Below are 17,502 nucleotides of genomic sequence, written 5' to 3'. Positions count from 1 at the left end.
TATCCCTTCATCGTCTTGCATTGCGTCGAGCACAACCTGTCTCCNTGTATAAGAGACAGGCCTTGTCCAGCGTGCTGTCCGAAGCGGTGTTCGGCACCGTCTTCGGCCTGATTTCCGGGGTGATGGTGTTCCTGGCACTGGACGAGTTGCTGCCGGCGGCCAAACGCTACGCACAGGGCCACGAAACGGTCTACGGCCTGGTGGCCGGCATGGGTACCCTGGCGATCAGCCTGGTGTTGTTCCGCTTCGCCACGCCCTAGCGCGGCCCGTAACGACCACGCGACCTGGGAACGAGGCGATTGCCTTGTGCACATCGGCAGCGTTCGGAAGCAGGCCTTGATCGCCCGTGCCCCCCCCCCCGACCAGCTGGTTCCGCTCTGTAGGCAGCGTTCGGTACCGGCGCTGCCGCACCTGGCGCGACTGCCGTTCCATGCAGCCGCGCCGATGCGGCCGATGTGGCCGCCCTGCCCGCCCTGGCTGCGTCAGCGCCCCAGCCGGTCCAATGCCTCGGCCAGCTCCGGCGCCAGCGGCGCGCTCAAGACGTAGGGCGTCTTGCCGGCGTCCAGCGTGAATTCCAGCGACGCGGCATGCAGGAACAGGCGCTTCAGCCCGAGTTGGTCGCGCAGGCGCTTGTTGACCTCCGCCTCGCCGTACTTGTCGTCGCCGGCCACCGCGTGCCCCAGGTGCTGGGCGTGCACGCGGATCTGGTGGGTGCGGCCGGTTTCGATGCGGACTTCGCAATACGAGTGCCCGCCGCGCCGTTCCAGCAGCGTGAAGTGGCTCAGCGACGGCTTGCCGATCGCATTGACCTGCACATGCCGCTCGCCGCCCTGGCGCAGCCCGATGTGCAGCGGGGCGTCGACCGTCATCACCCCGTCCGGCATGCGACCGACCAGCAAGGTCAGATAGCGCTTGGTAATGCCGCGGCCTTCGACCCGGTCGTCCTCGCGCATCAGCGCCTGCAGTTCGGTCAGCGCCGAGCGCTTTTTCGCCACGATCAGCAGCCCGGAGGTATCGCGGTCGAGCCGGTGCACCAGCTCAAGGCTCTGGTTGGGCCGCAGCGCCCGCAGGGTCTCGATGGCGCCGAAGCTGATCCCGCTGCCGCCGTGGCTGGCGACCCCGGAGGGCTTGTTGAGCGCCAGCAGGCGCGCATCCTCGTACACGATCGCCGCTTCCAGCCGTGCCAGGAACGACGACGGTGGCGCGGCCTTGTCGCCCTCTTCGGCAACGCGCACCGGCGGAATCCGCACCTCCTCGCCGCCTTCGAGCTTGCGCTCGGCCTTGGCCCGCCCGCCGTTCACCCGCACCTGGCCGCTGCGCACCAGCTTGTAGATCAGGCTGCGTGGCGCGCCCTTGAGCTGGCCGAGCAGGAAATTGTCCAGCCGCTGCCCGGCACGGTCTTCCGGAACTTTGAGGATACGTACGCCCACACGGTCGGTGGGCGGCTTGGGGGGCTGGGGGTCGGTCATCCGGCTCTTTATTCTGTTACACTCGGCGAGCGAGATAAGGGTTTGATTTCGTTGGAAGTTGATTGGCCAGAAGCCTGCCTTCCGATGATTCCGGCACAGTGCGCGACCACCGCCCCCGGGGCGGCCATGTTAGCGGCTCACCGGCCTGCCCGGCCATCGCCAGCGGTTTTTGACCGTTGCGCTGACCCTGTCCCGTGCGCTGCCCCGGTCCGTCCGGACGCGGCTGCCGGCCCTGAAACACCTATAAAACTTAAAGACAAGCGCTCCCGCGGCCTGCCGTGGTGTTGCAGCGCTGGAAACCCTGGTCAGGCCTGTCCGCGCGTTGCGCGAAGGGCCGACAAGCTGTTCCAGAGGCGAAACGTCACGGCGTTCCGCGCGGTAGAGCGCGAGAGGAACGCAACAATGAAGCGAATGCTGATCAACGCAACGCAGGCAGAAGAACTGCGCGTGGCGATTGTGGACGGCCAGACCCTGTACGACATCGACATCGAACAGCCGTCCAAGGAACAGAAGAAGTCCAACATCTACAAGGGCCGTATCACCCGGCTCGAGCCCTCGCTGGAAGCGGCGTTCGTGGACTATGGCGCCGAGCGCCATGGCTTCCTGCCGCTGAAGGAAATCTCCCGCGATTACTTCCAGGCCGGCGTCGACCACAACAAGTCGACCATTCGCGAGCTGCTGCGCGAAGGCCAGGAAATCGTGGTGCAGGTCGACAAGGAAGAACGCGGCAACAAGGGCGCCGCCCTGACCACGTTCATCTCGCTGGCCGGCCGCTACATGGTGCTGATGCCCAACTCGCCGAGCGCCGGTGGCGTCTCGCGCCGGATCGAAGGCGAAGACCGTGCCGCGCTGAAGGAAGCGCTGGACAAGCTCGACATCCCCGACGACATGGGCGTGATCATCCGCACTGCCGGCGTCGGCCGTGACGCCGAAGAACTGCAGTGGGATCTGGACTACCTGCTGCAGACCTGGAAGGCGATCGCCGAAGCGGCGCTGAGCAAGCCGGCCGCGTTCCTGATCTACCAGGAATCGCGCCTGATCATCCGCGCCCTGCGCGACTACCTGCGCGCCGACATCGGCGAAATTCTGGTCGATACGCCGGAGCTGTATGCCGACGCCCAGGAGTTCATGCAGCAGGTGATGCCGCAGAGCCTGCGCAAGCTCAAGCACTACACCGACGACATTCCGCTGTTCAACCGCTTCCAGATCGAATCGCAGATCGAAGGCGCCTACGAGCGCAACGTGCGGCTACCCTCCGGCGGCTCGATCGTGGTCGACCAGACCGAAGCGCTGACCGCCGTCGACGTGAACTCCTCGCGCGCCACCAAGGGCAGCGATATCGAGGAGACCGCGTTCCAGACCAACCTGGAAGCGGCCGAAGAGGTCGCGCGCCAGTTGCGCCTGCGCGACCTGGGCGGCCTGGTGGTGATCGACTTCATCGACATGGCCTCGTCCAAGCATCAGCGCGAAGTCGAGAACAAGCTGCAGAACGCGCTCAAGTACGACCGCGCGCGCGTGCAGCTGGGCCGCATCTCGCGCTTCGGCCTGATGGAAATGAGCCGCCAGCGCCTGCGTCCGAGCCTGGGCGAATCCAGCCAGATCGTGTGCCCGCGTTGCGACGGCCATGGCCGCATGCGCAGCGTCGAGTCGCTGTCGCTGTCGATCATCCGCGTGGCCGAAGAGCACGCCATGAAGGAAAACACCGGACAGGTGCTGGTGCAGGCCCCGGTGGAAATCGCCAACTACCTGCTCAACGAAAAGCGCAGCGCGCTGCGTGAGATCGAGCAGCGTCACGAGTCGCCGATCATCATCGTCGCCGACGAACAGCTGCACACCCCGCACTACGAAGTCACCCGCCTGCGCGAGAACGAGCTGGGCGAAGACAGCGGCAAGCCGAGCTACCAGCGCGGCACCCCGCGCAAGTTGCCGGTGCATGCGCTGACCAAGGCACAGTTGAATATCCCGGCTGCGCCGGCGGTGACCTCGATCAAGCCGAGCCAGCCGGCTCCGCTGCGTGAAGAGGCCCCTGCCCCGGTTGCCGCCGCACCTGCTCCTGCTCCTGCTCCAGTCGCGGCATTGCCGCTGCCCGCGCCGGTGACCGGTGTGGTCGGCTGGCTGAAGCGCATCTTCGGTGGTGTCGAGCCGGTCGCGCCTGCGCCCGAGTCGACCCAGCGTCCGCGTCAGAACGATGCCGCCCGCAGCAGCCGCAACGAGCGTGGCGACCGCAGCGGCCAGCGTCGCGACGGCCGCGATGCCCGTCATGCTGGTAACGGTGGCAATCAGCACCGCGGCAACGGCGGCAACGGCAATGGCGCCAACAAGGAGCGTCGCGACGAGCGTCGCCAGCCGGCCAATGGCCAGGCTGCGCAGAACGGCGGGCAGGCGCAGCAGGTGCAGGTGCCCAAGCCGCCTCGCGGCGAGGCGCAGCAACCCAAGCAGCCGCAGCAGGCCCAGCAGCAGAAGCAGAAGCCGCAGAACCAGGCACCGCGCCCGCCGCGTGCAGCTGCACAGCAGCAGGACGGCGCGCCGTCCGAGCGCCAGCAGCGCCCTGCGCGCCAGGACGAAGGCACTGCCTCGGCGCAGACGCTGACCTCCACGGCCGCCACCGCCACGACCGCAAGCGTGGGCGCGGCGATCGCCGAAACCGCGGCACCGGCAACGCAGGTGGCGGCACCTCCAGCCGCTCCGGCGCACCCGGTCGAAGTCATCGTGACCGAGTCGCATGCCGATCGCGGCACCGAGGCAACGACGGACGGCCAGGCACCGGAGGCTGCAGGCGATGACGCGGCAAATGGCGACGGCGGCAGCCGGCGTCGTCGTGGTCGTCGCGGTGGCCGTCGTCGCCGTCGTGGCGCTGGGGCAAACGGTGAAGGCGGTAGCGGCGTCGATGGTCTGGAAACGGACGATCTGGACGGCGATGCCGAGGGCGATCTCGATGGTGACAACGAGAGCGACGATGCCGGTGCCCAGGTGCACGCCTCGGCTGCCCCGCGCGCCGGCCAGCCGGAGTTCGACTTCGACGATGACGCGACCACGCCGGCGGTGTCGGCGCGCGCCAAGCCCGAGTCCAGCGCCCCGGCCGCAGTGAAGCCGCGCCCGGTCCCGAAGGAACGTGCGGAAGCGCCGCTGGCCGCCGATACCGCATCGACCACGGCGCCGGTTTCCAACGCCACCCCGTCGTTCGAGCAACAGTCTGCGAGCCCGGCAGTGACCGCTGCAGCCGAGCAGGCACGTGGCGATGCCCCGGCAGCGGCGGCGTCACCGGTTGCAACGGCCGCGGCAGGCAATACGGCGCCAGCTGCAGCAGAACCCGCTGCGCAGGCGTCTGCCAATGCGCCGCGTCCGCAAGCGCCTCAGGCTCCGGTCGCTGCGCAGCAATCGGCGAACCCGCAGGCCCAGGCTCCGGTTGCCACTTCGGCGCCGTCCACTGCGTCGACGCCGGTTGCCACCTCGGCTGCGGTCGCCAAGCCGGCAGCGGCTCCGGCAGCTTCGCCTGTCGAGGGCGCTGCTTCCCCAGGCGTGCCTTCGTCCCGCCCGACCGTGCAGTCAACATCGGCGGCGTCGGTATCGGCCGACGCTGCAGCGCCCGCCGCTGTTCGGCAGGAGGTTGCCCGGCAGGAACAGGTGGCATCGGTGGCCACTGCGGCAGCGACGCAGGCGGAGCCGGTGAAGACCGACGCAGCGCCGGCAGCCGTCAGTGCCCCCACGCCGGTCGCCGCTGCGCCGTCGAGCGCTCAGGCGGACGTGGTGACGTCCAAGCCGCCGCATGCCGAGCCGTCGACGGCGGCAAGCCCGGCAGTCGATGTCGCCGCAACGTCCACCACGACGGTGCCGCAGAGCTCCTCGTCTGCCGACACTACGCCGGCACGCAAGCCGTACGCTCCGGTGCAGACCACGCTGCTGGACGCCCTGGCTCCGGCCGATGCAACCGTAGCGACACCGCCACAGGCCGCAACGCCGGTGCCGCACAAGGCGCCCGAGCAGCCGGCAGCGGTTGCACCCGTGGCGCCTGCAGACGCCAGCACGCAGCCTGCCGGCAAGCCGAAGCCGACCGTCGTCGTGTCCGAGGCGGCAACGCCGGCAGATGCATCGCGGGATGGCGATGACGCGCAGGTGCAGCAAGACGACACCAACAAGCCGCGCGGCGATCACTGATCGTCTTCCGGCCGGTGAAACCTGCCTGGGGAAATCCGGGCAGGTGGTGTCAGACAAGGCGGCCTTCGGGCCGCCTTGTTTTTGTCTGGGAGATTGTCATGCCGGAATTCCGGCCCCAGGCGCCCGCCGGTGTGCAGCGGCAGCGCACGGCAGTGCGCAGGATCAGGGACCCGACCGCGTGGCTTACAGGGTGCGCGCCGGGTCGGTCAGGCCATACTGATTGGCCAGACGCGCCAGGGCGATGTTGTCCTGGATGCCGACCTTTTCGAACAGGCGCGCCTTGTGCGTGTTGATGGTCTTGGCACTGAGGTTCAGGCGCTTGGCGATGTCTTCCTGGCGCAGGCCCTGGGTCAGCAACAGGGCAACCTCCAGCTCGCGTGGCGACAGCGCATCGAATGGCGAGCTGCCCCCTTCCAGGTTGGACAGGGCCAGGTTCTGCGCAATGGTATTGCCGAGATAGCGCCGGCCCAGCGCGACTTCGCGCACCGCACGCAGCAGTTCCTGCGCATCGCCGCCCTTGCCGACATAGCCCGATGCGCCGGCTTCGAGCAGGCGCTTGGGCAGTGGTCCGTCTTCCAGCACCGACACGATGATGACGCGGGTGCCGTAATCGCCCTTGACGATGCGCTCGGTGATTTCCAGCCCGCTGACACCGGGCAGATGCAGGTCGCAGAGCACGATCTCGGGCTTGAGCTGACGAATTTGCGGCAAGGCCGCCTCGCCACTCTCCGCTTCTCCCACCACATCGATGTCCACTTCCTTGGACAGGATCATCTTCATGCCGGTACGCACGAGTGCATGATCGTCGATCAGAAAAACTCTGATGGTCATCCTTGTTTTCCTCGCTGTGCGGCTGGCTGTTGCAGCCTATCTCCGTGAATAATTCAGGGCAAGCTCGATGCGACGTATTACATTCGAGTAAGAGCGCAAAGCGCGCTGCCGCCGCGTGTCGTCGCAGCCACTGGATGCACGATCGCGGCGTGATCGAATGATGCGAACGCCCCCCGATACGCGAACATCGGGCAATTCAAGCGCGCCCGGTCAGACTTTTCCTGCTTCGGTGCTGTGCTCGGCGTCGACCAAGGGACGCAAGTGTGCGTCGAGAGCAACGCGTTCGTCGAACACGAAGCAGCGGCCGTCGTAGCCTTCGCCACCGACCTCCTCGAAGTAGCCGAGGATGCCGCCTTCGAGTTGCAGCACGTTGTCCATGCCGTCGGCCTGCATCCACAGCGCGGCCTTCTCGCACCGAATGCCGCCGGTGCAGAAGCTGACCACGGTGGCGTCGGCCAACGCAGCGCGGTGCGGTTCCAGCGCAGCCGGCAAGTCGGTGAACTTGTTGATCGGCAGCGTCAACGCTCCCTGGAACGTGCCGTACGCCACTTCCTGGGCATTGCGCGTGTCCAGCAGCACCAGCGGGCGGCCGCGATCGTCGCGCCCTTCCCGCATCCATGCGCGCAGCGTGGCGGGCGTCACCGCCGGCGCACGGCGTTGCAGCGGCGAGGCATCGTCGCGGCGGAAGCTGATGATCTCGGGCTTGACCTTCACCTTGAGCCGCGCGAACGGCTGCGACGCGCTCAGGCTGTACTTGATGCGCATCTGCGCAAAGCGCGGATCGGCCTGCAGCCACGCATAGAACGTGTCGATCTGCTCGGCCTGGCCGGCCAGAAACAGGTTGATCCCCTCGTCGGCCACCAGCACCGATCCTTTCAGGGCCTGCTGCCCGGCCTGCGCCAGGACGCTGTCGGCGAGCGACTGCGGGTCCTGGATGGTGACGAATTGATAGGCAGCGGTATTGGTGATCATGCGGCCATTTTAAGCCGATGCGGCCGCAGGTGCGATCAGCCGCGCAGCAGCAGGAACGGCAGCAGCACCAGCGAGGCGACAACCAGCATGCCGATCAACGTGGCAAGCACGAACAGCGGCCGCTTGCGCAGCAGCGCGCCGAAGGTTTCGGCCGTGCCGGCAGCGAGCGCATCCTGGCGTTGCGCGCGCGCGCGGGCACCACGCTGCGCCTGGTACGCGTCCATCGCCGCCTTGGCGCGCGGATAGTCGGCATCGTCGCTGAGCCAGATGCCGCCGGCGGAGATGCCCCAGTTGCTGGGCCGGGTCTCGTAGATCGGCACCAGATGCTCGCGCATCAGTGCCCGCACCTCGTCGGCCTCGTCATCGGGAACATTGCGCAGATTGAGCAGCAGCTTGGCCATGGGCGCGATGATACCGGGAGCCGGGTGCGATAATGGCGCACTTCCCATGCCGGACCCACCCATGCGCCTTCTGTTGACGCTTTGCGCTGCCCTCCTGCTGCTCGCAGGCTGTACGCCTGCCCTGCCGCCGTCCGGCGGCACCATCGCCACGTTCGAGCGGATCGACCGCAACGTCGGTACCGGTACCGAGGCCACGCCGGGCGCACTGGTCACCGTGCACTACACCGGCTGGCTGTACGACGAAAAAGCCGCCGACAAGCACGGCAAGAAGTTCGACAGCTCGCTCGATCGCGCCGAGCCATTCCAGTTCGCGCTGGGCGGCCGCCAGGTGATCCGCGGCTGGGACGAGGGCGTGGCCGGCATGCGCGTGGGCGGCAAGCGCACCCTGATGATTCCGCCCGAGTACGGCTATGGCGACAACGGCGCAGGCGGGGTGATTCCGCCCGGCGCCTCGCTGGTGTTCGATGTGGAATTGCTTGGCGTACAGCCGCGCTGAAGGCCTGGGCAATGACGGATGCGAGTAAGCGGCGGCTGGCCATCATCGGTGGCGGGCCGGCCGGTCTGATGGCGGCTGAAGTGGCGTGTGCGGCCGGCCTTGCGGTGGAGTTATATGAGGCCAAGGGCTCGGTCGGGCGCAAGTTCCTGATCGCCGGCAAGGGCGGCTTGAACCTCACCCACTCCGATCCGATGCCGGTATTTGCGCAGCGCTACCGCGAGCGCACCGAGGCGGTCGCCTCGTGGCTGCAGGCCTTCGATGCGGATGCGCTGCGCGCCTGGGCGCGCGACCTCGGCGTGGAAACCTACGTCGGCAGTTCCGGACGCGTGTTCCCGATGGATCGCAAGGCCGCGCCGTTGTTGCGCGGCTGGGTGCACCGACTCAAGGAACAGGGCGTGGTGTTTCATGTGCAGCATCGCTGGCTCGGCTGGAGCGATGACGGAGCATTGCGCTTCCACTCGCCCACCGGCGACGTCGAATGCGCTGCAGATGCGGTGGTGCTGGCGCTGGGTGGCGGCAGCTGGCCGCAGCTAGGTTCCGATGGTCTTTGGCAACCGGTGCTGCAGGAACGCGGCATCGCGGTGGCGCCGCTGGTACCGGCCAACTGCGGCTTCGACATCGCCTGGAGCGCGCACTTTGTGCAGCGACATGCCGGTACGCCACTCAAGCCCGTGGTTGCGCACTGGCAGGATCGCGATGGCACGCCGCATCAGTTGCAGGGCGAGTGCGTGGCGACATCCACCGGCATCGAGGGCAGCCTGATCTATGCGCTGGCTGCGGATCTGCGCGCGCAGATCGATGCCGATGGCGTGGCTGAGCTGGTGCTGGACCTGATACCCGGGCGCACGCTGGAACGCGTCGGCGCCGAGCTGGAAAAACCGCGCAAGGGACGCAGTTTCAGCGAGCATCTGCGCCGGCAGCTCGGCATCGACGGCGTCAAGGCCGCCTTGCTCTACGAACACCTGGGCAAGCAGGCGGGCGAGGATCTCGCGCTGGTGGCGCGCACACTCAAGCGATTGCCGTTACGGCTGCTGCGACCGCGCCCGCTTGCCGAGGCAATCAGCTCGGCCGGTGGCGTGCAGCTGGAGGCGCTGGATGCGCAGCTGATGGCACGTGCACGGCCCGGCGTGTTCTGTGCCGGCGAAATGCTCGACTGGGAGGCACCGACCGGTGGCTATCTGCTGACCGCCTGCTTCGCCAGCGGATTACGTGCCGCGCATGGCGCGGTGCAGTGGCTGCAGCGACCGGGCGAGCGCGCTACAGCCGATCGCTGACCGCCTCGCGCGGCCATACCGATTTGACGTCATAGATCACCGCACCGGGTTTGCCCAGCGCTGCGATGCGGCGGGCGTCGTAGTCGCGGTATTGCGCGTGCGCCACTGCCAGCACCACGGCGTCGTACGCACCTTCGTCTGCAAGCTCGCACAATTGCACGCCGGCATGATGCAGTGCTTCTGCAGGGTCGGCCCACGGGTCGCAGGTGTCGACCTGCACACCCGCTGCCTGCAGCAGCTGCACCAGTTCCAGCGCCCGGCTGTTGCGCAGGTCCGGGCAGTTCTCCTTGAAGGTGGCGCCAAGCACCAGCACCCTCGCCTGCGCAAGCACCACACCTCGCGTGGCCAGCATGCCGCAGACACGCTCGGCCACGTGTCGGCCGACGCGGTTGTTGACCTGGCGCGCGGTGTGGATCAGGTCCGGGTGGTAGCCCACGCTTTCGGACTTGTGCATCAGGTAATACGGATCCACCCCGATGCAGTGGCCACCGACCAGGCCGGGCCGGAACGGCAGGAAATTCCATTTGGTTCCGGCCGCCTCCAGCACATCCAGCGTATCGATGCCCAGCTTGTCGAAGATCAACGCCAACTCGTTGACCAGGGCGATATTGACGTCGCGCTGGATGTTTTCCACCACCTTGGCAGCCTCGGCCACGCGCATCGACGGCGCCCGCCAGGTGCCGGCGGTGATGATGCTGGCATACAAGGCGTCGACCGCATCGGCCGCTTCGGCGGTGGAGCCTGAGGTGATCTTGCGGATATCGCGCAGGCGGCGCTGGCGGTCACCGGGATTGACGCGCTCAGGGCTGTACCCACAGAAGAAGTCGTCGTTGAAGCGCAATCCGGAGGCGGCCTCGAGCAAGGGCACGCAGACTTCTTCGGTGGTGCCCGGGTAGACGGTGGATTCGTAGATCACCAGGTCGCCGGGTTTGAGCGCAGCGGCGATCAGCATGGTGGCACTGCGCAGCGGTTCCAGGTCGGGCTGCTCGAAGCTGTCGATCGGCGTCGGCACGGTGACGATGAAGATGCTGCACGCGGCCAGGTCCGCAGCGTTGGCGGTGTAGCGCAGGCGGGTGGCGGCGGCCAGCTCGGTGTCGTCCAGCTCCAGCGTGGCGTCATGGCCATCGCGTAGTTGCCCGACCCGCTGCGCATCGATGTCGAAGCCCAGCGTGTTGCGCTGTTCGCCGAAGGCGACGGCCAGCGGCAGGCCGACATAGCCCAGCCCGATCACGGCGATGCGGGCCTGCAGCGGAGCGAGTAACGTGGTGCTGGACATGCGGTTCCTTCAATCGTGCGCAGCCGGTTGCTGCGCCCCTGCGCGGTGGCAGCATAGCGCAGGCAGCCATGCGGCCATCAGTGCAGCGCGCCTGCGGCACGGCGATTCACAATCGGCGCGCAATCAGGCACGCTATCGCAATGCCCGGGTGGCGAAACTGGTAGACGCAAGGGACTTAAAATCCCTCAGCTGCAAGGCTATGCGGGTTCGATCCCCGCCCCGGGCACACTCTCATCGCGCCGTGAATCATCGCGCCGTGAATCGCGCAACGCCATCCACGCACCGACAAGTCTCCCCAGTTGCGTTGTCGCTGCCATAGCGCATGGCGATCGGTCACACCTTTGCGTCGTGCCCGGGCAAACGCATCGCGCGCCCTCAGGCAGCTCCCCTGCCCCGAAGGACCGCCACGTTCAGCGCGTGCCGGCCCGACGAGAGAGACCGCGAGCAGATCATTGACCAACGCCACGGCTGACATCGACAGTGGCACCGACGCTGCGGTGAGCGAAATCGAGCGGCGCGCGCTTGCGTAGCGAGTGCAGGCAGCAGGGCTGCCATGCGCGCATCCGCCAAGGCACCTGCGCAGCGCACCGCGCGTCACGATTCGATCTAGCTTGCAGTGGAAGGCCCGATGCCAGGCGCCACGCGCGGCGTGACGACCGCTCTGGCGCCAGGTTCGCGGCCCACCACCTGCGGGAACCAAGGCAGACCGCTGCCCTCCTTCCAAGACACGCCGACTGACTCGACCCATCGACCAATAAAAAACCCCGGATATCGCGTGATATCCGGGGCTTGAATTTGGAGCGGGAAACGAGACTCGAACTCGCGACCTCAACCTTGGCAAGGTTGCGCTCTACCAACTGAGCTATTCCCGCGTGGAGCAAAATTGTACAGCTTGTTACTTCGTTGCGCCAGTCCTGTCGTCGTTGCCGACGCATGAAACAAGGCATGCAATGTGGAGGCCTGGGCCGGAATTGAACCGGCGTACGCGGATTTGCAGTCCGCTGCATAACCACTCTACCACCAGGCCGAAACATCAAACCCAAGGCATCCTGCCTTGAAACAACGAGACCTCCGGCAAGGGGCCTTGTCTACAACTGGAGCGGGAAACGAGACTCGAACTCGCGACCTCAACCTTGGCAAGGTTGCGCTCTACCAACTGAGCTATTCCCGCTTGGGAGGCGAAATTCTACAGCGAACAGCATCGCTGTCAACTATTGCTTTCGACTTTTTTCGGTTTGCTGGTAATCGCGGCTTTTTCGTCGGCACGCAGGCTCGGCCAGGCGGCCTGCAGGTACTGGAATCCGGACCACAATGTCAGCAGTGCGGCGATCGCCAGCGTCCAGTAACCGGCGCGGAAGATCAGGTTGCCGAACCAGATTTCGTGCGTGGGCATCTGCCCGGGCGTGACCGAATACAGCAGGCAGAGCAGCGCGACCATCTGCGCGGTGGTCTTGACCTTGCCGATCACCGCCACCCGCACCTTGGCACGCTGGCCGATCTCGGCCATCCATTCCCGCAACGCCGACACCGCGATTTCGCGGCCGACGATGACCGCCGCCCAGAACGCCATCCACGGCGTGGGATGGCCCTGCACGATCAGGAACAACGCCACCGCGACCATCAACTTGTCGGCCACCGGGTCCAGGAATGCGCCGAAGGCCGAATACTGGTGATAACGCCGCGCGACCCAGCCATCCAGCCAGTCGGTGATGGCGGCCAGCGCGAACACGCCGGCGGAGGCGAAATTGGTCCAGGTGTACGGCAGGTAGAACACCACGACCAACACCGGGATCATCACGATCCTCAGCAGTGTCAGCCACGTGGGGATGGTCAACTTCATTACGGACTCGACTCGCCTGCCGCATCGGGAAGCGCCAGCCCGTGCAGGTTAGCGTAGATTCGCGCGGCAAGTGCGGCATTGACGCCCTCCACCCGCGCAATCTCGGCCTCGCCGGCGGCCTTGAGCCCGACCAGGCCGCCAAAATGCTTGAGCAGGCTCGCGCGCCGGCGCGGACCGATGCCGGGGATATCCTCCAGCTTGCTGGTCATGCGCGCCTTCTGGCGGCGGCCACGGTGACCGGTGATCGCAAAACGGTGCGCTTCGTCGCGTACCTGCTGGATGAACTGCAGTGCCGGCGATGCCGCGCCCGGCCGCAGCTCGCGGCCATCGGCCATGATCAGCGCTTCATGCCCTGCCCTGCGCTCCTCGCCCTTGGCCACGCCGACCAGCAGCACGTTCTCGATGCCCAGGTCCGCCAGCGCGGCCTTCGCCTGCGCCAGCTGGCCGGCACCGCCGTCGATCAGCAGCACGTCCGGCAACACGCCGTTTTCCTCCACCGCGCGTCGAAAACGCCGCTCGATGGCCTGGCGCATCGCGGCGTAGTCGTCACCTGGCGTGATCCCGGAGATATTGAAGCGCCGGTATTGGCCGCGCACCGGCCCGCTGGCATCGAACACCACGCACGAAGCCACCGTCGCCTCGCCCATGGTGTGACTGATGTCGAAACACTCCACCCGCTTGACCTGCTCGGCCAGCCCCAGCATCTCGCGCAGCGCTTCGCTGCGTGCGTGCTGGGCGCTCTGGCTGGTGAGCTCGGTGACCAGGGTCAGCTGCGCGTTGCGGGTCGCCAGCAGCAGATAGCCGGCACGCTCGCCACGCACGTTCCACTTCAACGTGACCTTGTGTTCGGCGGCGCTGCTGAGCGCGGCCTCGATCAATTCGGCGTCGGGAATTTCGCGATCGAGCAGGATCTCGCGTGGCGGGGAATGTTCTGCGTAGTACTGCGATACGAATGCAGCCAGGATTTCGTCCGCGCTGTCTTCACCATTGGTCTTGGGAAAGAACGAGCGCGTGCCCAGGTTGCGGCCATCGCGAAAACTCAGCAGCAGCACGCAGGCCTGGCTGGCTTGCGTGGCGCAGGCCAGGACGTCCAGATCCGCTGCGCGGCCGTCCACGTACTGGCGGTTCTGCATGCTGCGCAACGAGGACAGCAGGTCGCGCAGACGCGCGGCACGCTCGAACTCGAGCGCTTCGCTGGCCTGCTGCATCGACTGCATGATTTCTTCGCCGAGCTGGTCGCTCTTGCCTTCCAGGAACATGGTGGCGCGGCGCACCGATTCGGCGTAGTCGGGCGCAGCGACCAGTTCCACGCAGGGCGCGCTGCAGCGGCCGATCTGATACTGCAGGCACGGGCGCGAGCGGTTGCGGAACACGCTGTCTTCGCAACTGCGCAGCTTGAACAGCTTGTGCATCAGGCTCAGCGTTTCGCGCACGCCGGTGACGCCGGTATAGGGGCCGAAATAGCGCCCCTGCACGGCGCGCGGGCCACGGTGCAAGGCGATGCGCGGCCACTGCTCGCGCGTCAGCAACACGTAGGGATAACTCTTGTCGTCGCGCAGCGACACGTTGTAGCGCGGCGACAGCGACTTGATCAGCTGGTTTTCCAGCAGCAGCGCTTCGGCCTCGCTGCGGGTCACGGTGACGTCCATGCGCGCGACCTGCGACAGCATCGAGGTCAGCCGCGCATTCTTCGGCGTGCCGTTGAAATAGCTGCCCACGCGCTTGCGCAATGCACCGGCCTTGCCGACGTACAGCAAGGTGTCGTCGCCCGCGTACATGCGGTAGACGCCGGGCGCGGTGCTCAGCTGGGCGGCAAACGCCTTGCCATCGAACTCGGATCGGGGCCTTGCGTTCATTCGTCTATCGAAACATCGCGCAGTTCGCCGCTCGCCAGGTCGTAGCGCAACACGGCATGGGCATCGGTTTCGGCAATCCACACCGCACCGGCGGAAACCGCCAGCCCGGCCGGGCCATGCAGCCGGCGTGGCAGCGCGACCGTGGTCAGTTCGCCGCCACCCAGGCGCAGGCAGCGCAGGCGGCCGTTGCCGGTATCGGCCACCCAGAGCACCGGCGAATCGGCAGCCAGGGCGATGGCTTGCGGAAACTGCAGGCGCGCAGTGCCGCGCGGGCCGTCCGCGTCGCCGAACTGCCAGGCGCCCTGCCCGCCGACCAGGGTCTGCACCAGATCCCCGCGCAATTGCATGGTGCGGATCGACGAGCCCAGGCCGTCGCAGACATAGGCCACCTGCTGCACCGCCGCCAACCCGGCCGGCTGCGCGAACGCAGCCAGGTGCCCGCTGCCGTCGCGCATTTCGAGCGCGCCGGTGCCGGCGCGTGCGCTCAGTGCGGAGCGACCCAGGTCATAGCTCCAGATGCGGTTGTCGCCCGCCATCGCGATCAACACCTGATTGTCGGCCACCGCCAGCCCTTGCGGGTAATTCAGCGCCGAGGCGGCGGAGGACGCCAGCGGCCCTTCGACCGGCGCGCCGGAGCGCCCGGTGCCGCACAAGGTGTCGACCTGCCCGTTGCGCAGATTGATGCGGCGCAGGGCGTGATTGCCGGTGTCGGCGACATACAGCTGGTCGCGCTCCAGCGCCAGCCCTTGCGGACGCCGGAACGCGGCTTCACCGACACCACCATCGATGAAGTCCGCATTGCCGTGGCCGAACTGGCGCAGCACGCGGCCACCATGGGTGCATTCGAGCACGCGGTGATGACCAGTGTCGGCGATGTACAGGCGGTCTTCGGTGGCGGCAAGGCCGGTTGGAAACCGCAGCTGCAGGCGCGGCTCGGGATCGCGCTCGGCTACCCCATGCAGATCGGCATCGGACGGCAGCTGCTGGCCCTCGCACAGGGCGACCAGCGCCTTGTCGAGATCGCCGGTCACGCCCACCAGGCGCTGACGCTCGCGGCCGTAGGCGTCGAGCAGCACCAGCGTGGGCCAGGCGTCGATGCCGAAGCGACGCCAGGTCTCCCAGTCCTTGTCGAGCAGGATCGGCGCACTGACGCCGTGTCCGCGCAGCTGCTTGAGCGCACGTTGTGGCTCGCGTTCGCTGTCGAAACGCGGCACCTGCACCACGATCACCTGCAGCCGGCCGGGGCTGCGCGCCTGCCAGTGCGCCAGCTCGGCCAGGCGCTCGGCGCACCACACCGAGCTGGCATTGACGAATGCCAGCACCAGCGCACGACCGCGATGCTCCTGCAAGGTGGATGGCCTGGCATTGAGCCAGGTAGGAAACTCCGGCAGTTCCTGGGTGAGCTGGGCAGTCATGCCGCAATTATGCCCAAGCCCGATTAGCTCCGGGTGAGCCTGGCCACGGTCTGGCGCGCAGCGGTATCGACCAGCTGCCAGGCACGCTCGAAATCGTCCATGCCACCGGTGTAGGGGTCGGGGATGTCGTCGCGCTCTTCCACACCTGCCCAGGGCAGCCACAGCGCGAGCTTGTCGCGCAGCGGCGCCGGGGCGAGGCGCTGCAGATCGCGCAGATTGCTGCCATCGGCGCACAACAGCCAGTCGAAGTGTTCGAAGTCCGCGCGACGCACCTGGCGCGCGCGCAACCCGGAGATGTCCACGCCGTGGCCGCGTGCACAGCGGATCGCGCGCGGGTCGGGTGGATCGCCGGCATGCCAGTCGCCGGTACCGGCCGAATCGACCTCGATCCGCCGCGACAGGCGCGCCTCGTCCAGCCGCGCACGCAGGGCGCCCTCGCCCATCGGCGAGCGGCAGATATTGCCCAGGCACACGATCAGCACCCTCATGCCGATGCCAGGCGCGTCTGCGCGCGCGCCAGATCGTCCGGGGTATCGATGCCCGGCGGGAACGGCTCCGGCGTCACTGCCACCGCGATGCGGTAGCCGGCCTCCATCACGCGCAATTGTTCCAACGACTCGACGCGCTCCAGCATGCCGGGCGGCATTGCGGCAAAGCGCTGCAGAAACCCCGCACGGTAGGCATAGATCCCGATGTGGCGCAGCCACTGCCCGTCACCGGGCAAGGTATCGGGCTGATCGGCAAAGCTGTCGCGATGCCAGGGGATCGGCGCGCGGCTGAAATACAAGGCGTCGCCGCCAGCGCTACGCACCAGCTTGACCACATTCGGATCGAACAGCTCGTGCGCCTCGTCGACCTGCGCGGCCAGCGTGGCCATCTCGGCACCGGAGTGCAGCAGCAGCTGCGCCACCGCACGGATACCGGCCGCAGGCGCGAACGGCTCGTCACCCTGCAGGTTCACCACGCAGGTGTCGGTGTCCCAGCCGGCGATCCGCGCGCATTCGGCAAGCCGGTCGGTTCCCGATACGTGCGCATTGCCGGTCATCGCCACGTGCACGCCCGACAGGCCGTCGATCACCTCGGCAATGCGCGCATCGTCGGTGGCCACCCAGACCTCGCGCGCGCCGGCCAGCAGTGCCCGCTCGGCCACATGCTGGATCATCGGGCGATCGCCGATCAATTGCAGCGGCTTGCCGGGCAAGCGCGTAGAGGCGTAACGCGCGGGAATGGCGACGACGAAATCTGCAGGCGTTGAATTAGTCATACGTGCGCGCTCTTGGATGCTGGAATGTGTGAAAGACGAGATGACCGAATCGCGTGATTTCGTTGTGTGATTGAGCGAAATCGCGGTGTTCAGTCTGGCAGCGATGCCCTACCTAGCACCAGCACGCCGCTGCATGCATTGCTCGCACTTACACACAGACCATCCTGATTGGTCCTTGCCCGCCCGCCGTCGCGGGACCTGACGCGGCATGGATGCCGCGTCAGAGCCTTCCTGTCTGCGGGCTGTCTCTTAT

General features: G+C 67.1%; 13 protein-coding genes, 4 tRNA genes and 1 pseudogene. 5 read left to right on the top strand and 13 right to left on the bottom strand.

The window, feature by feature from the left end; genetic code table 11:
- Nucleotides 1–59 precede the first annotated feature (59 nt).
- A pseudogene (locus tag C0541_RS21685) lies at nucleotides 60–260 on the top strand (zinc transporter ZupT); the annotation flags it as partial.
- A gap of 222 nt (nucleotides 261–482) precedes the next feature.
- Here the strand turns inward: C0541_RS21685 and C0541_RS10710 are convergent.
- A complete protein-coding gene (locus tag C0541_RS10710) occupies nucleotides 483–1,469 on the bottom strand; it encodes an RluA family pseudouridine synthase (RefSeq protein ID WP_115048243.1) in 987 nt (328 codons plus the stop codon).
- Between the two features lie 411 nt (nucleotides 1,470–1,880).
- Between C0541_RS10710 and C0541_RS10700 the strand changes: the two genes are divergently transcribed.
- The gene (locus tag C0541_RS10700; protein WP_115048237.1) at nucleotides 1,881–5,624 is read left to right on the top strand and encodes an Rne/Rng family ribonuclease; all 3,744 of its coding nucleotides are present in this window, start codon (nucleotides 1,881–1,883) and stop codon (nucleotides 5,622–5,624) included.
- Between the two features lie 183 nt (nucleotides 5,625–5,807).
- Here the strand turns inward: C0541_RS10700 and C0541_RS10695 are convergent, their stop codons facing one another.
- From C0541_RS10695 to C0541_RS10685, 3 genes are all read right to left on the bottom strand, one after another.
- The gene (locus C0541_RS10695; RefSeq protein ID WP_016904564.1) at nucleotides 5,808–6,455 is read right to left on the bottom strand and encodes a response regulator; all 648 of its coding nucleotides are present in this window, start codon (nucleotides 6,453–6,455) and stop codon (nucleotides 5,808–5,810) included.
- A 210-nt stretch (nucleotides 6,456–6,665) separates the two neighbouring features.
- Nucleotides 6,666–7,427: a sulfurtransferase gene (locus tag C0541_RS10690; protein ID WP_115048235.1), complete on the bottom strand. Its 762-nt coding sequence runs from the start codon at nucleotides 7,425–7,427 to the stop codon at nucleotides 6,666–6,668.
- A gap of 35 nt (nucleotides 7,428–7,462) precedes the next feature.
- The gene (locus C0541_RS10685; protein ID WP_115048232.1) at nucleotides 7,463–7,828 is read right to left on the bottom strand and encodes a DUF6164 family protein; all 366 of its coding nucleotides are present in this window, start codon (nucleotides 7,826–7,828) and stop codon (nucleotides 7,463–7,465) included.
- Nucleotides 7,829–7,889: 61 nt separating this feature from the next.
- Between C0541_RS10685 and C0541_RS10680 the strand changes: the two genes are divergently transcribed.
- Nucleotides 7,890–8,324 (top strand): FKBP-type peptidyl-prolyl cis-trans isomerase, encoded by a 435-nt coding sequence (locus tag C0541_RS10680; RefSeq protein ID WP_161960010.1) that lies wholly within the window; start codon nucleotides 7,890–7,892, stop codon nucleotides 8,322–8,324.
- An 11-nt stretch (nucleotides 8,325–8,335) separates the two neighbouring features.
- Nucleotides 8,336–9,598, top strand: a complete 1,263-nt coding sequence (locus C0541_RS10675) for a TIGR03862 family flavoprotein (protein ID WP_115048230.1) — start codon at nucleotides 8,336–8,338, stop codon at nucleotides 9,596–9,598.
- On the opposite strand, the gene C0541_RS10670 is transcribed toward C0541_RS10675, so the two are convergent.
- Nucleotides 9,582–10,874 carry a nucleotide sugar dehydrogenase gene (locus tag C0541_RS10670; protein ID WP_115048228.1) on the bottom strand — a complete coding sequence of 431 codons (1,293 nt, stop codon included), beginning with the start codon at nucleotides 10,872–10,874 and terminating at the stop codon, nucleotides 9,582–9,584. The genes C0541_RS10675 and C0541_RS10670 overlap by 17 nt on opposite strands.
- 142 nt (nucleotides 10,875–11,016) lie before the next feature.
- On the opposite strand from C0541_RS10670, the gene C0541_RS10665 reads away from it, so the two are divergent.
- A tRNA-Leu gene (locus C0541_RS10665) sits at nucleotides 11,017–11,100 on the top strand.
- A 570-nt stretch (nucleotides 11,101–11,670) separates the two neighbouring features.
- Here the strand turns inward: C0541_RS10665 and C0541_RS10660 are convergent.
- From C0541_RS10660 to kdsB, 8 genes are all read right to left on the bottom strand, one after another.
- Nucleotides 11,671–11,746, bottom strand: a tRNA-Gly gene (locus C0541_RS10660).
- 81 nt (nucleotides 11,747–11,827) lie between these two features.
- Nucleotides 11,828–11,901 (bottom strand) — tRNA-Cys (locus C0541_RS10655).
- 68 nt (nucleotides 11,902–11,969) lie between these two features.
- Nucleotides 11,970–12,045 (bottom strand) — tRNA-Gly (locus C0541_RS10650).
- Nucleotides 12,046–12,081: 36 nt separating this feature from the next.
- Nucleotides 12,082–12,714 (bottom strand): CDP-diacylglycerol--glycerol-3-phosphate 3-phosphatidyltransferase, encoded by a 633-nt coding sequence (gene pgsA / locus C0541_RS10645; protein WP_016902574.1) that lies wholly within the window; start codon nucleotides 12,712–12,714, stop codon nucleotides 12,082–12,084.
- Nucleotides 12,714–14,570: an excinuclease ABC subunit UvrC gene (gene uvrC, locus C0541_RS10640; RefSeq protein ID WP_115048226.1), complete on the bottom strand. Its 1,857-nt coding sequence runs from the start codon at nucleotides 14,568–14,570 to the stop codon at nucleotides 12,714–12,716. The genes pgsA and uvrC overlap by 1 nt, the downstream gene beginning before the upstream one ends.
- Nucleotides 14,567–15,985 (bottom strand): hypothetical protein, encoded by a 1,419-nt coding sequence (locus C0541_RS10635; protein ID WP_161960009.1) that lies wholly within the window; start codon nucleotides 15,983–15,985, stop codon nucleotides 14,567–14,569. The genes uvrC and C0541_RS10635 overlap by 4 nt, the downstream gene beginning before the upstream one ends.
- 23 nt (nucleotides 15,986–16,008) lie before the next feature.
- Complete coding sequence (locus C0541_RS10630) at nucleotides 16,009–16,473, bottom strand: low molecular weight protein-tyrosine-phosphatase (RefSeq protein ID WP_115048224.1); 465 nt, start codon at nucleotides 16,471–16,473, stop codon at nucleotides 16,009–16,011.
- The gene (kdsB, locus tag C0541_RS10625) at nucleotides 16,470–17,249 is read right to left on the bottom strand and encodes a 3-deoxy-manno-octulosonate cytidylyltransferase (RefSeq protein ID WP_115048223.1); all 780 of its coding nucleotides are present in this window, start codon (nucleotides 17,247–17,249) and stop codon (nucleotides 16,470–16,472) included. The genes C0541_RS10630 and kdsB overlap by 4 nt, the downstream gene beginning before the upstream one ends.
- Nucleotides 17,250–17,502: the final 253 nt, after the last annotated feature.

It is taken from the genome of Xanthomonas arboricola, from assembly GCF_003353015.1.
Taxonomy (GTDB): domain Bacteria; phylum Pseudomonadota; class Gammaproteobacteria; order Xanthomonadales; family Xanthomonadaceae; genus Xanthomonas; species Xanthomonas arboricola_E.
Note: the sequence above shows the minus strand (reverse complement) of the source record. Positions and strands in the feature narration are given on the sequence as shown.

What these genes read in the sequence shown, in the direction of transcription:
- C0541_RS10710 (WP_115048243.1), bottom strand. Translation starts at nt 1,469, where the DNA reads ATGACCGACCCCCAGCCCCCCAAGCCGCCCACCGACCGTGTGGGCGTA.
- C0541_RS10700 (WP_115048237.1), top strand. Translation starts at nt 1,881, where the DNA reads ATGCTGATCAACGCAACGCAGGCAGAAGAACTGCGCGTGGCGATTGTG.
- C0541_RS10695 (WP_016904564.1), bottom strand. Translation starts at nt 6,455, where the DNA reads ATGACCATCAGAGTTTTTCTGATCGACGATCATGCACTCGTGCGTACC.
- C0541_RS10690 (WP_115048235.1), bottom strand. Translation starts at nt 7,427, where the DNA reads ATGATCACCAATACCGCTGCCTATCAATTCGTCACCATCCAGGACCCG.
- C0541_RS10685 (WP_115048232.1), bottom strand. Translation starts at nt 7,828, where the DNA reads ATGGCCAAGCTGCTGCTCAATCTGCGCAATGTTCCCGATGACGAGGCC.
- C0541_RS10680 (WP_161960010.1), top strand. Translation starts at nt 7,890, where the DNA reads ATGCGCCTTCTGTTGACGCTTTGCGCTGCCCTCCTGCTGCTCGCAGGC.
- C0541_RS10675 (WP_115048230.1), top strand. Translation starts at nt 8,336, where the DNA reads ATGACGGATGCGAGTAAGCGGCGGCTGGCCATCATCGGTGGCGGGCCG.
- C0541_RS10670 (WP_115048228.1), bottom strand. Translation starts at nt 10,874, where the DNA reads ATGTCCAGCACCACGTTACTCGCTCCGCTGCAGGCCCGCATCGCCGTG.
- pgsA (WP_016902574.1), bottom strand. Translation starts at nt 12,714, where the DNA reads ATGAAGTTGACCATCCCCACGTGGCTGACACTGCTGAGGATCGTGATG.
- uvrC (WP_115048226.1), bottom strand. Translation starts at nt 14,570, where the DNA reads ATGAACGCAAGGCCCCGATCCGAGTTCGATGGCAAGGCGTTTGCCGCC.
- C0541_RS10635 (WP_161960009.1), bottom strand. Translation starts at nt 15,985, where the DNA reads ATGACTGCCCAGCTCACCCAGGAACTGCCGGAGTTTCCTACCTGGCTC.
- C0541_RS10630 (WP_115048224.1), bottom strand. Translation starts at nt 16,473, where the DNA reads ATGAGGGTGCTGATCGTGTGCCTGGGCAATATCTGCCGCTCGCCGATG.
- kdsB (WP_115048223.1), bottom strand. Translation starts at nt 17,249, where the DNA reads ATGACTAATTCAACGCCTGCAGATTTCGTCGTCGCCATTCCCGCGCGT.